Here is a 12853-nt window from a genome sequence, read left to right on the forward strand (position 1 = left end):
TCCAAAAAAAGATTAAAGTGCTTTAATGGTAATATGCAAGCTTAAATTATTATAGATATGACAATAGGGATAATCAGTGCAATGGACAGCGAACACCGCCGGTTGGTGGAGCGCTTGCAGGATAAGAATACGTCGGGCGATGGTAGTTTCCGCTATGTGGAAGGTACATTGGGCGGTAACCATGTAATCTTGACGCAATGTGGCATCGGTAAGGTGAGTGCAGCGGTAGGAGCTTCGGAACTGATACGGCGCTTTTCTCCGGACTGCATCGTCAGCACCGGTGTGGCGGGCGGCATTGATGCTTGCCTGAAGGTGACGGATGTAGTGGCAAGCCAACGTCTGGTGTATCACGACGTCTGGTGCGGCGACGGTAACGAGTACGGACAAGTGCAAGGTTTTCCCGCCTCTTACGAGGGATGTTCCTCTCTGTTGAAACATGCCTTGTCGCTGAACGAAGCCGGAATGGAAAGCCGCATCCACAGCGGACTTGTTTGTACCGGCGACCAGTTCATCACCAACCGTACGGAGCTGGATACCATCAAGCAACGTTTCCCCGACGGTCTTGCCGTTGATATGGAGTCTGCTGCCATTGCGCAGACTTGCTATCTGTACAATGTTCCTTTTCTCAGCTTCCGCATCATCAGCGACACACCCGGAGTAGAGGACCATGCTTCGCAGTATGCCGATTTCTGGGGAACCATGGCAGAGCGTTCGTTCCTCACGATATGGACCTTCCTCTCCACCCTTCCCAGCAATTTATAACTCATAACTTATAACTCATAACTCATGAAGAAGATTCCTAGTTTTACAATCGACCACATCCGCTTGTTGCGCGGCATTTACATATCCCGCCAGGATGAAGTGAACGGAGAAACAGTCACTACTTTCGACATCCGTATGAAAGAGCCCAATCGCGAGCCTGCTTTGGGACAAGGTGCTCTGCATACTATCGAACATCTTGCCGCCACCTACCTGCGCAATGACCCGCAGTGGCAGGACAAAATTATCTATTGGGGTCCCATGGGCTGCCTCACCGGCAATTATCTGCTGATGAAAGGCGACTTGAAACCACAGGACATACTGGCACTGATGCAGGATACCTTCCGTTTTGTTGCCGAGTATGAAGGTGAAGTTCCCGGTGCCGCTCCGCAAGATTGCGGCAACTACCTGCTCCACGACCTGCCAATGGCTAAGTGGGAGTCTGCCAAATACCTGCATGAGGTATTGGAACAGATGAAAGAGGAGAATATGAAGTATCCGGAAAAAGAAGAAAAATAAGGGGGTTAGCGATTAGGGATTAAGGATGGGTTTATGCCTATATTAAAGTCTATGCGGCCCCAAATAATCCCTAATCGCTAACCCCTTATCTCTTATCCTTTATTATTACACAATCTCAATCCCCTGCTCCTTGCAAAGTTGCAATCCCAGATCTTTCAGCTTGAATTTCTGTATCTTGCCACTTCCCGTCATGGGGAATTCTTTGATGAAGAAGATATACTTGGGTATCTTGTAGCGGGATATTTTGCCGATGCAGAAGTCTCGTACATCCGATTCGTGCATATCCACTCCTTCGTGCAGGATGATGAAAGCGCCTACGGCTTCACCGTACTTCTTAGAGGGAATACCGGCTACCTGCACGTCTTTTACGCCTTCCAGTTGATAGAGGAACTCTTCTATCTCGCGGGGATAGATATTCTCACCACCGCGGATAATCATGTCCTTGATGCGTCCTGTGATGCGGTAATTGCCGTCCTCGTCCTTCACTCCAAGGTCTCCCGAGTGCAGGAAACCGTTCTCGTCAATGACTTCGGCCGTGGCTTCCGGGTTTTTGTAGTAACCCTTCATGGTGTTGTATCCGCGGTTGCACATTTCACCTTGTACGCCTACGGGACACTCTTCTCCGGTTTCGGGGTCGATAACCTTTACTTCCGTATGTTCAAAGTCGTGTCCTACGGTATTGCAACGTACATCGAACGGGTCGTCTATCCGGGTGGCGGTCATTCCGGGAGCAGCTTCGGTCAGCCCGTAAACGCTGGTTACCTTCATGTACATTTTCTCTTCCACCTGCTTCATCAGCTCTACCGGGCAGAGGGAACCTGCCATGATACCCGTACGGAGGCTGGACATGTCGAACATGTCGAACATCGGATGGTTCAGTTCGGCAATGAACATGGTGGGTACGCCGTAAAGTGCCGTGCAGCGCTCCTTGTGGATAGAGGCGAGCACTACCAGTGGGTTGAAGCGTTCCACCATTACTTCTGTACAGCCGTGTGTCAGGCAGTTCATGGTGGCAAGTACCACGCCAAAGCAGTGGAACAATGGTACGCAGACGCAGAGCTTGTCATCGGCGGTAAACTTCATGTGCTCACCGGTAAGGAAACCGTTGTTGGCAATGTTGTAGTGGGTAAGCATGACGCCTTTCGGGAATCCCGTAGTGCCGGAGGTGTATTGCATGTTCACTACATCGTGGCAAGTGACCTGACTTTTGAGTTCATTCAGGCGGCTGTCTTCTATATTGTCGCCCAAGAGAAGTATTTCGGCCGTGTTGTACATGCCCCGGTGCTTCTCCTGCCCCACGTAGATGACGTTTTTCATATAAGGGAAACGTTCGCTTTTCAAGTGTCCGCGTTGGCAAGTCTTCAGTTCCGGAAGCATGGTATAGGTCATCTGCACAAAGTCACTGTCCTTTTCGCCATTGACGATGCAGAGGGTATGCATGTCGGAGTTCTGGCAGAGATATTCCAGCTCGGACTGTTTGTAGTTGGTGTTTACCGTTACGTAGACGGCACCTATCTTGGCGCAAGCGTATAATAGAGTCAGCCAGTCGGGTACATTGGCTGCCCAGATACCTACGTGTGTTCCCCGTTCCACGCCGATGGCGATAAGTCCTTTGGCCATGTCGTCCACCCGGCGGTTGAACTGGCTCCAGGTGAAGCGCAGGTTGCGGTCAGAGTAAACGATATATTCTTTGTCTGGTGTTGTTTCGGCCCAATGTTCCAACCATTGGCCGAGGGTACGTTCGTATAACATGATGTGGAAGTTGAAAGTGGAAAGTTGAAAGGTGAAAATAGAAAGTATTTATCATTTTCCATTTTCACCTTTTAATTTTCCATTAATTTAAATTGGTGTATAAACTACTGCAAGTATCTTGGCTGCCTGCCCTTCATAGGCGTGTACGTGGTGCGGAACGATGGAATCGTAATAGATGCTGTCACCTTCTTCGAGCAGGTAGGTATTTTTGCCGTAACTGATTTCCATGGTCCCTTCCATCACCATGATGAATTCTTCGCCTTCGTGTGAGGAGAGTACAAAGTCACTGTCGTCCGTAGCGGCCACATCAATGATAAACGGCTCCATATGGCGGTCGGCTTTGGATTTGGAGAGTGAATGATACTCCATATGCTTGCGGCTGTGGATGGCATTGTTGGAGAAACTGATGCTGTTCTGCGATTCGTCCTTACGGCAGACTACGGGACCGTTCTCATCTTGGTCGTCAAGAAAAGTCCCCAAACGTACACCCAGTACACGCGCTATTTTGATGAGGGGAGCCAGTGACGGAAGGTCAATATTGTTTTCTATACGTTCAATCTGTTCGATAGCAAGTCCCGAACGCTGTGCCAGTTCTTCCATACTGATGGATTGGCTTTCACGGAGTGATTTTATTTTTTCTCCTACAATTTTGCTGGTATCCATAATGATAGTATTTTCTGTCTAAAGGTTATAATTTATAGCTGTTAAACCGCAAAAATAAGAGAAACTTTTACTTGATGCAACATTCTGAGGGAAAATATTGCTGAAATATCTCCGGTGGTCGGCTTATTTGTATAATATTCTTCTGTTCTGTTTCTCTTTCTTCCCCAAAGTTCTGTTTATAGCCGCTTCAAGTCTTGTTCCGATACGTGCTTTCCTTTGTACGCTTTGCCTGCTGCATTGAAACGATAGCTTAGGTTCAGGGAGAAGCTGCGCGAGTCCGGGTTTGCCTTTTTCGTATAGGTCAGCCGGGGACCGAACAGCATGAAGGAGCCATACCGGGAATTCCACAGGTCATTGGCTTGCAGTCCGAGCGTCAGCCTTTTGTTGAAGAATGTTTTGCGGATGCCGGCGTTTATGCCCCAATAGGAACGTTGCAGCATGGCGCCGAAGTTGCCTTCGCTCTGGTAGTCGGCATCAAGGGAGAGAATCCACTCGTCCGGAAGCTGGAGACTGTTTTGCAGAAAGAGGTAAATGCTGCCGCGGTTCATATTCTTGCTACTGCCTTGATTGGTGACTTTGAAGAACGGTTGGGCGAAGTAGATGCCGAGCTCCGGTTTCCAGATGCCGACGGTGGGTGACAGATGGGCAGAGGCGGTGAGATACTGCATCCGTTTGAAATTTCCGGTAGTGAAGATGACAACATCCGGATTGTCCTCGTATTCTTTGGTCATGAAGGCAATGGCATTGCGGCGGTATTGGTAGTTAAGTCCGAATTGTACCCACTTGTAAAGGGCCGTGAACTGCAGGTCGTGGTTGGTTTCGGGGGTGAGCAGTGGGTTTCCGCCTTCGTAGATGAAACGGTTGTTATAACTCAGTGTGCTACGTAGCTGGAAGAAGCTGGGGCGGTTGCTTTTGGCTGTATAGCTGAGATTGGCTTGGGCTTTGCCGAGAGGAAAGTCTACCGATAGGTTGGGGCACCAGTCATTGTAAGTACGACTTTGACCGGACACGTACTTTTCCTGCTCCCAATAGTCGGAGACGGCATGCTCGAAGCGCAGTCCTGCAAGAAGGCTGATTTTTCCTAATGTCAGTGAGTATTCGGCAAAGACGGCGGACTTGCTTTCGTCGATTCGACTGTCTGTATCGGGAAGTATGTGCTGCCGGTTCAGGAAATTGTCATTTCGCCGGATGAAGGTGTAATCGGCACCGGTCTTCAGTTCACCTTTCCAAAGGGGATGGGTCAGAATCAACTTGGCGGCATAAAGGCGGTTGTCGGCGTGGTTGAAAGAGCTGATGTCGCGATTGCCTTCGGTCTGGCTTTCTTCTTTAGCCTCCTGGTGATTATAACTTTTTCCGTATACCAGGTCGGTGTTGAAGTTTATGTGGAGTTGCTTTATGCTGCCCTGATAGTAGGCATTCAGCTGGTGCCGGTTGGTTTGCTGCAAGTTTTGGGAGGAATGTATGGTGTGATCGGCCAATTCTTCATTTGCCCGGACGGTATATGCCGAATGGTCACTGCTGTGATAATCGGGGGTACGATGAAACTCATAGGAGGCACCGAGGCTGTGTTGGGGGGTGAAGTCGTAACTGGCGCTTGCTTTTCCTCCGGCAAGTAGTCCCTTATTATATAAGTGAACCCGGTTATTTACATCCCATTGTATTTCGGACGGTATCTGGTAGCGAACCTCCTGGTGGCGTTTTCTGTTTTCATAATTGGTGTACAGCATGCCCAGCAGGGACAGTCCTTTCTTCTGATAATTCAGATTGACTTGTCCGTAATGGCTGCTGCGTCTCCGTTGGGTGATTCCTGCACGGAAATTACCGCCAAAACTGTCTCTTTTGTTACGTACGGTGCGTATGCGTACAACGGCTTTAACGGTAGCATCGTACTCTGCACCCGGGTTGGTGATGAGCTCCACTTTTTCAATATCGGCGGCAGAGAGGCGTTGCAGCTCGGAGTTGTCTTGCAGAAGGCGGTTATCTATATAGATGACCGGTGTCCCTTTGCCAAAAACGGTATACCCCTCATCAGAGGAGCGCAGTCCGGGGATATGTTTCAATACGTCGTTGGCATCATTCAAGGATGCGAGCAGGGTTTGCCGTACGCTTGTCTCCAACTTTCCGCCCTTTAGTCGGAAAACGGGGCGGGCGGCGGTGATGACGGTTTCCGCAAGTAGCACGGCATCGGTTTGCAATATCCAGTTGTGGGTACTCCCGGTGGGGCAAGGCTGGCAAAGGGGTTTGTAACCGATGGAAGAAACTTGTAGTAGATAGTTTCCGGGAGCGGGAGGGAGAAGTTCAAAACTACCGTCGCTTCGGCTACACGTTCCTTGTATGAAGGTGGAATCTTCGGAAAGGAGGGCGATGTTGGCAAACTCTATCGGTTGCTTTTCCTCTGTGAGAATTTTACCTCGGATGGAGGGTGTTGCCGGGCTGGTTTGTGCTTTTGTTGTCGTGACGCTCATTAGGAGCAGGGCAAGAATACATATTATCTGTTTCATGTTCCGGTTGTTGTTTGATTTCGGGACACGAAGGTATCCGCTTTCTGCCGGGATGGAAGAAATAAAAAGCGGATAGTTGTCTGACATTTGCCTGACAATAGACTGACAATACTTTCTTTTGTCCTTTTAAAGGGGGAAGATGATTACTTTTCTGTATCCATCTCTTCGGTGAACGAGATGGACTGTTTGTTCATGGGTTGCACATGGATACTGGTAGAACCATCGGGAAAGATGGTGAGGCGATACTCATAATTGTCTTCATCACTACGGGTCTTGAAGTCTATTTGGATTTTGCCTTTTTTGAGTGCTCTGGTTGTGTATCCGGTGATGGATGCATTGAAATTCAGGCTCTTGCCTCCTCCATACGGAGCATTGTAGGCCACTCCAAAGTAAGGCAGGTAAGAGAAAACGGAGTCGTTTCTAATTTCCAGTGTATAGTTGGTGGTCAGGTTACGGCTACCGCCTCTCATCGGTTGCATCCGATCTACGTTGATTTTGTATTGTTTAGCAGCAATAGCTTCTTTTACAGCACGTTCAGTGCGCGCTTTCTTTTCGTTACGGTTTTGGGCGGTTGTCGGCATTGCGACAGTTAGGCAGATTAGCCCTAATAGGATAAGTTTGTTAGTCTTCATGATTCTATAATGTTTAGGTTTTTATTTCCAGTCCGTAGGCGCGGCCACGATCTGTTGTTATTCTGAGGTTGCTGTTGTCCTCGACAATGGGCTTCAGACGCCGTATCAATGTGTAAAGCGTTTCGTCTGCATTGTCTTTTCCCGGCCATAGCGATTGGCAGATGTCGGATTTGAAAAGTAGGTGTGAGGAAGAAAGGTAGAACATCTCCATCAGTGTGTACTGCATGGGGGTGAGTTTTAGCTTTTCCTGCTGTTCGTTATAGAAGCAGGCTTCCTGGAGGGAAAGCGAAAGGTTGCCGAAGGTAATGAAGTTTTCTTGTTGCTGCCCGTTACTGGCATTAGTCTTTGTGTGCCGGTGGAAATAGAAGAAAGTGAATCCTCCCCAGAGCAGGGCGGCCAATAGCAATGTTGCCGGAATTGTCTGCTTGGATAAGCTGAACAGCATGGCAGCTGAGCAGCGGGCATATCCCCGGAAAGAAAGTGTCAGCCCAGATGCATCGGCTGTGGTGGAGAGCCATACTAATGTGTCGCTGGCAAGACATCCGGCAGGAATCTCATTGAATACGGTGGCGGGAGCATTCTTTTTCAGTATATGTAGCGAAAGGGTAGAAACATCTTTCAATCCGGTGATGGACAATGCTTCGGTAAAGGCTCTGTGGAAACCGCTTACGGAAACGGGAGTGCCCATCACTTCTTGCAACTTGGCATAGGTTTGGATGGTATCTGCATTCAACCATAATCCCTTGTGCTGCAATACTGTGCGTTGCAGCGCTTGATTCAGGTCAGAGACCACACGTTGTTCTGCCTGCGAATAGCTGCGATAACCGAAGCCGAATGATAGCAGTACCAATAGAAAAGTGATTGCTATCGAAAGATTTGCTGCTGATACTTTCCTTTTCATGGATACAAAATTACGTATAAATCGGATTATAAACAAAAAAGGAAGTTTCCTTTTGGAAAACTTCCTTTTTTAATGGTTTTGCCGCAAGTAGATTACTTACGCAAGCCGAGTTCTTTGACAATAGCACGATATCTGGTGATGTCGCGATCCTTCAGGTAAGTCAGCAATGCACGGCGTTTACCTACCAACATAGTCAAAGCTCTTTCTGTACTATAATCCTTTCTGTTGAGCTTAAGGTGCTCAGTCAGATGAGCAATACGGTAGGAAAACAAAGCTATCTGAGCCTCAGCTGAGCCAGTATCAGTGTTAGACTTTCCGTATTTGCCGAAGATTTCTTGCTTTTTAGCAGCGTCTAAATACATAATGTTTAATTAAAAGTTATTATAAATATTCCCTTTCGGGGCTGCAAAGATAGGGATAAACTTTTATATCACAATGATATTCAGCAAAAAAATCATATCTATACTGCATATCTAATCCAAAATCACTAACTTTGTCGCCTGAAAATAATAGGTATTATATGCAAAAGATTAGAAACATTGCAATTATTGCCCATGTGGACCATGGGAAAACGACGCTCGTTGACAAGATGCTTTTGGCCGGAAACCTTTTCCGCAGCAACCAGAGCACAGGTGAATTAATGTTGGATAACAATGACCTGGAGCGTGAACGAGGTATAACGATTCTCTCAAAGAACGTTTCTATCAACTACAAAGACACCAAGATTAACATTATTGATACTCCGGGACACAGTGACTTCGGAGGTGAAGTGGAACGTGTATTGAATATGGCGGATGGATGCATTCTGCTTGTGGATGCTTTCGAAGGTCCTATGCCGCAGACACGGTTTGTATTGCAGAAAGCTCTGCAGATTGGTCTGAAACCTATCGTTGTTGTGAATAAGGTGGATAAGCCAAATTGCCGTCCCGAAGAAGTGTACGAGATGGTGTTCGACTTGATGTTCAGCCTGAATGCAACCGAGGACCAGCTGGATTTCCCCGTTATCTACGGTTCTGCCAAGAATAATTGGATGAGTACCGACTGGCAGCAGCCGACTGATAACATTTATCCGCTTCTGGACTGTATCTTGGAGAATATTCCTGCCCCCGAACAGTTGGAGGGTACACCGCAAATGCTGGTTACTTCGCTGGATTATTCTTCGTATACCGGGCGTATTGCTGTGGGCCGCGTACACCGTGGCATATTGAAAGAAGGCATGAATGTGTCTTTGGCAAAGCGTGACGGGAGTATCGTGAAATCAAAAATCAAGGAATTGCATACATTCGAAGGTATGGGCCGTGTAAAGGTGCAGGAAGTGTCTTCCGGTGACATCTGTGCGTTGGTAGGTATCGAAGGATTCGAAATCGGAGATACGGTCTGCGATTACGAAAATCCGGAAGCGTTGCCGCCTATTGCCATTGATGAACCTACGATGAGTATGCTCTTCACCATTAATGACTCTCCGTTCTTCGGTAAGGAAGGTAAGTTTGTTACTTCCCGCCACATCCACGACCGTTTGATGAAGGAGTTGGATAAGAATCTTGCACTTCGCGTGCGCAAGAGCGAGGAAGACGGCAAGTGGATTGTTTCCGGCCGTGGCGTGCTTCATCTTTCCGTACTGATTGAGACCATGCGTCGTGAAGGGTATGAGTTGCAGGTAGGGCAACCGCAGGTAATCTTCAAGGAGATTGACGGCGTGAAATGCGAACCTATTGAAGAGCTTACCATCAATGTTCCCGAAGAATATGCCAGCAAGATGATTGATATGGTGACCCGTCGTAAAGGTGAAATGGTGAAGATGGAAAGTGCCGGCGAACGTGTAAATCTTGAGTTCGACATGCCGTCGCGCGGTATCATCGGTCTGCGTACCAATGTGTTGACCGCTTCTGCCGGCGAGGCTATCATGGCACACCGTTTTAAGGAATATCAACCGTATAAGGGTGAGATTGAACGGCGTACCAACGGTTCTATGATTGCCATGGAGTCCGGTACGGCTTTTGCCTATGCCATTGACAAGTTGCAGGACCGCGGCAAATTCTTCATTTTCCCGCAGGAAGAGGTTTATGCAGGCCAGGTAGTGGGCGAGCATTCCCATGACAACGACTTGGTGATTAATGTAACGAAGTCCAAGAAGCTTACCAATATGCGTGCCAGTGGTTCGGATGACAAGGCACGTCTGATTCCTCCCGTACAGTTCTCTCTTGAGGAGGCACTGGAGTACATCAAGGAGGATGAATATGTGGAAGTTACTCCTAAATCAATGCGTATGCGTAAGGTTATCCTCGATGAGCTTGAGCGTAAACGCGCAAACAAGAACTGATAAACAGAAGAGTTTTAGTTGTTATATATGAAAGGAGTGCCCCGCCGAAAGGTGAGGCACTCCTTTTTATTGTCGTCATTCAAACGAAAGTCAATCGATGAATTTTACCTTTGCCGCATTACGGGGTTTGGCAGTGGGCGTTTCGTCCGGATAGCCGAAAGCGATACAGTAAAGTAGCTGATAGCCTTCCGGAATATCCAGTTTCTTCAGGTATTCGGCAGCAGCCGGAGTAGAGGTCATGAAGCGCGTGGGACCGCCCAAGCAGCAAGAACCGATTCCCATGGACCAGGCTGATAGAATCATATTCTCACCCAGCAGTCCGCAGTCAATCTGCGAAAGGTCATAAGACGGGTCATTGGCAATAAATACTACTGTAGAAGCGTTGCGAAACATGTTCTTGAATTTCGGGTCTTCGGCGGCTTTGGGATTTTCCTTCTTGTAGATTTCCGTGATGCCGTTGATGAAATCCGGGTTATCCACTACACGCACTTCCCACGATTGCTTGTTCTGTCCGTTGGGTGCATTGATACCGCAATCCAGGATAATCTGCATGGTGTCGCGATTCACGGCTTGCGGTTTGTACTGGCGGATGCTGCGGCGTGACATGATGGTTTCAATCACCGCATTCTCTTTGCTTTCATTTGCATTGGCAACTTGGGTCTCTTTCTGGACCTGGGCACCGCAACTGCAGAGCAGTAACAAACTTGCGCCTGCCAACATCAATCTGATACTTTTCATATTGCTTTATTTGAATAATGGTTTCTGCAAAACTACTAAAACTTTCGGATTATCAATGAGATAGAGATATTAAAAAAGAAAAAAGGCATCTCCCGGAGGAGATACCTTTTCCATATGTTTCTAACTTTATTGTCAGATTAGAGCTTCGGACCAGCAGCAACCAAAGCCTTACCAGCTTCGTTGCCAGTGAACTTAGCGAAGTTCTTGATGAAGCGACCAGCCAGGTCTTTTGCTTTTTCTTCCCATTGGCAAGCGCATTCGTAAGTATCGCGAGGATCAAGAATCTTCGGATCTACATTAGGCAATTCAGTAGGAACCACGAAGTCGAAGAAAGGAATAACCTTCGTCGGAGCCTTGTCGATAGAACCGTCGAGGATAGCGTCGATGATACCACGAGTATCTTTGATAGAGATACGTTTGCCGCTACCGTTCCAACCAGTGTTAACCAAGTATGCCTTAGCACCAACCTTGTTCATCTTCTTAACCAATTCTTCTGCATATTTAGTAGGATGCAAGCTCAAGAAAGCAGCACCGAAGCAAGCAGAGAATGTCGGAGTCGGTTCAGTGATGCCACGTTCTGTACCAGCCAACTTAGCAGTAAAGCCAGACAAGAAGTAGTACTGAGCTTGTTCAGGGTTCAGGATAGATACCGGAGGTAATACACCGAATGCGTCGGCAGACAAGAAAATTACCTGGTGAGCGTGAGGACCCTTGGAAACCGGCTTAACGATGTTATTGATGTGGTAGATAGGATAAGAAACACGAGTGTTTTCAGTTACGCTCTTGTCAGCGAAGTCAATCTTACCGTCAGCAGCTACTGTAACATTCTCCAACAGAGCGTCACGCTTGATGGCAGCGTAGATATCGGGTTCGCTTTCTTTATCCAGGTTGATAACCTTAGCATAGCAACCACCTTCGTAGTTGAATACACCTTCGTCATCCCATCCGTGTTCGTCGTCACCGATCAACAGACGTTTCGGGTCAGTTGACAAGGTAGTCTTACCAGTACCGGACAGACCGAAGAAGATAGCAGAGTCAGTACCTTCCATGTTAGTGTTGGCAGAGCAGTGCATAGAAGCGATACCACGCAACGGGTTCTTGTAGTTCATGATAGAGAACATACCCTTCTTCATTTCACCGCCGTACCAAGTGTTCAAGATAACCTGTTCGTTGGTCTTCAAGTTGAATACAGTAGCTGTTTCAGAGTTCAGACCCAGTTCCTTGTAGTTGTCAACTTTTGCCTTAGAAGCGTTGAATGATACGAAATCGGGTTCTCCGTAGTTAGCCAGTTCTTCAGCAGTCGGGCGGATGAACATGTTAGTTACGAAGTGAGCCTGCCATGCCACTTCCATGATGAAACGTACTTTCATACGAGTAGCGGGGTTGGCGCCACAGAAAGTATCAACAACGAACAGACGCTTGCCGCTCAATTCCTTTACAGCCTTAGCCTTCAGGTCAGCCCAAGCTTCTTCAGAGCAAGGTTTGTTGTCGTTTTTGTATTCTTCAGAAGTCCACCATACAGAATCCTTGCTGGCTTCATTCATTACGAAGAATTTATCTTTAGGAGAACGACCGGTATAGATACCTGTCATTACATTTACAGCACCCAGTTCAGTTACCTGACCTTTTTCAAAACCTTCCAAACCTGGTTTGGTTTCTTCTGCGAACAGTACATCGTAAGACGGGTTGTGGATAATTTCCTTCACGTCTTGGATACCGTACTTGCTTAAATCTAAATTTGCCATTTCTTTTAATGATTTAAAATGTTGGTATTTGGTTTATAATCTCTTTCCTTAATCTCTTTTACCTTTGATTTACAAGGGAAAACGGGTGTAGAAAAGCTCTTTTTTTCCTGCTTTTCAGCAGGTCCCTTGTTTTTCGCCTACAAAAGTAATACTTTCTTTTTAAAGAAAAGCTCTATTAGAGAAATTTTTCTCTAATAGGAAATCTTTTATAAAACCATAACAATATCTGCTAACTGAATGTTGCAAATTGAGTGAAATTCGTTTACTTTGCAGCAAATTTTAATGTGCTAATGTGCTGATATGCCAATGTGCTAATTGCCATG

The 12853-nt window shown here is 47.2% G+C and carries 11 protein-coding genes; 3 read left to right on the forward strand and 8 right to left on the reverse strand.

What is annotated here, in order from left to right:
- Positions 1-57 precede the first annotated feature (57 nt).
- Positions 58-762, forward strand: a complete 705-nt coding sequence (locus tag DW800_RS04760) for a 5'-methylthioadenosine/adenosylhomocysteine nucleosidase (RefSeq protein WP_005830756.1) — start codon at positions 58-60, stop codon at positions 760-762.
- Between the two features lie 24 nt (positions 763-786).
- Positions 787-1278 (forward strand): S-ribosylhomocysteine lyase, encoded by a 492-nt coding sequence (locus DW800_RS04765; RefSeq protein WP_009037621.1) that lies wholly within the window; start codon positions 787-789, stop codon positions 1276-1278.
- A gap of 105 nt (positions 1279-1383) precedes the next feature.
- Here the strand turns inward: DW800_RS04765 and DW800_RS04770 are convergent, their stop codons facing one another.
- The 6 genes from DW800_RS04770 to rpsO form a co-directional block, all read right to left on the reverse strand.
- The gene (locus DW800_RS04770) at positions 1384-3030 is read right to left on the reverse strand and encodes an AMP-binding protein (RefSeq protein ID WP_009037622.1); all 1647 of its coding nucleotides are present in this window, start codon (positions 3028-3030) and stop codon (positions 1384-1386) included.
- 87 nt (positions 3031-3117) lie between these two features.
- Positions 3118-3693 carry a helix-turn-helix domain-containing protein gene (locus tag DW800_RS04775; RefSeq protein ID WP_005830747.1) on the reverse strand — a complete coding sequence of 192 codons (576 nt, stop codon included), beginning with the start codon at positions 3691-3693 and terminating at the stop codon, positions 3118-3120.
- 176 nt (positions 3694-3869) lie between these two features.
- The gene (locus DW800_RS04780; protein ID WP_117703830.1) at positions 3870-6194 is read right to left on the reverse strand and encodes an outer membrane beta-barrel family protein; all 2325 of its coding nucleotides are present in this window, start codon (positions 6192-6194) and stop codon (positions 3870-3872) included.
- 143 nt (positions 6195-6337) lie between these two features.
- Positions 6338-6826, reverse strand: a complete 489-nt coding sequence (locus tag DW800_RS04785; protein ID WP_117703815.1) for a DUF4251 domain-containing protein — start codon at positions 6824-6826, stop codon at positions 6338-6340.
- 13 nt (positions 6827-6839) lie between these two features.
- Entirely contained in the window at positions 6840-7727 is an 888-nt protein-coding gene (locus DW800_RS04790) for a helix-turn-helix domain-containing protein (RefSeq protein ID WP_044468332.1), read from the reverse strand.
- Positions 7728-7819: 92 nt separating this feature from the next.
- Positions 7820-8089, reverse strand: coding sequence for a 30S ribosomal protein S15 (rpsO, locus tag DW800_RS04795; protein WP_016272369.1), 270 nt, complete (start codon positions 8087-8089; stop codon positions 7820-7822).
- A gap of 158 nt (positions 8090-8247) precedes the next feature.
- Here rpsO and typA point away from each other — a divergent pair, with 158 nt between their 5' ends.
- The gene (typA, locus tag DW800_RS04800) at positions 8248-10047 is read left to right on the forward strand and encodes a translational GTPase TypA (RefSeq protein ID WP_005830735.1); all 1800 of its coding nucleotides are present in this window, start codon (positions 8248-8250) and stop codon (positions 10045-10047) included.
- Positions 10048-10137: 90 nt separating this feature from the next.
- Here typA and DW800_RS04805 read toward each other — a convergent pair whose 3' ends face one another.
- Together DW800_RS04805 and pckA are read right to left on the reverse strand one after the other, a co-directional pair.
- The gene (locus DW800_RS04805; protein WP_022400767.1) at positions 10138-10785 is read right to left on the reverse strand and encodes a nitroreductase family protein; all 648 of its coding nucleotides are present in this window, start codon (positions 10783-10785) and stop codon (positions 10138-10140) included.
- A gap of 137 nt (positions 10786-10922) precedes the next feature.
- On the reverse strand, positions 10923-12530 hold the full coding sequence (pckA, locus tag DW800_RS04810) for a phosphoenolpyruvate carboxykinase (ATP) (RefSeq protein WP_005830728.1): 1608 nt from the start codon (positions 12528-12530) through the stop codon (positions 10923-10925).
- Positions 12531-12853: the final 323 nt, after the last annotated feature.

The organism is Bacteroides sp. AM32-11AC (assembly GCF_003603515.1).
Classification (GTDB): domain Bacteria; phylum Bacteroidota; class Bacteroidia; order Bacteroidales; family Bacteroidaceae; genus Bacteroides; species Bacteroides uniformis.

What these genes read in the sequence shown, in the direction of transcription:
- DW800_RS04760 (WP_005830756.1), top strand. Translation starts at nt 58, where the DNA reads ATGACAATAGGGATAATCAGTGCAATGGACAGCGAACACCGCCGGTTG.
- DW800_RS04765 (WP_009037621.1), top strand. Translation starts at nt 787, where the DNA reads ATGAAGAAGATTCCTAGTTTTACAATCGACCACATCCGCTTGTTGCGC.
- DW800_RS04770 (WP_009037622.1), bottom strand. Translation starts at nt 3,030, where the DNA reads ATGTTATACGAACGTACCCTCGGCCAATGGTTGGAACATTGGGCCGAA.
- DW800_RS04775 (WP_005830747.1), bottom strand. Translation starts at nt 3,693, where the DNA reads ATGGATACCAGCAAAATTGTAGGAGAAAAAATAAAATCACTCCGTGAA.
- DW800_RS04780 (WP_117703830.1), bottom strand. Translation starts at nt 6,194, where the DNA reads ATGAAACAGATAATATGTATTCTTGCCCTGCTCCTAATGAGCGTCACG.
- DW800_RS04785 (WP_117703815.1), bottom strand. Translation starts at nt 6,826, where the DNA reads ATGAAGACTAACAAACTTATCCTATTAGGGCTAATCTGCCTAACTGTC.
- DW800_RS04790 (WP_044468332.1), bottom strand. Translation starts at nt 7,727, where the DNA reads ATGAAAAGGAAAGTATCAGCAGCAAATCTTTCGATAGCAATCACTTTT.
- rpsO (WP_016272369.1), bottom strand. Translation starts at nt 8,089, where the DNA reads ATGTATTTAGACGCTGCTAAAAAGCAAGAAATCTTCGGCAAATACGGA.
- typA (WP_005830735.1), top strand. Translation starts at nt 8,248, where the DNA reads ATGCAAAAGATTAGAAACATTGCAATTATTGCCCATGTGGACCATGGG.
- DW800_RS04805 (WP_022400767.1), bottom strand. Translation starts at nt 10,785, where the DNA reads ATGAAAAGTATCAGATTGATGTTGGCAGGCGCAAGTTTGTTACTGCTC.
- pckA (WP_005830728.1), bottom strand. Translation starts at nt 12,530, where the DNA reads ATGGCAAATTTAGATTTAAGCAAGTACGGTATCCAAGACGTGAAGGAA.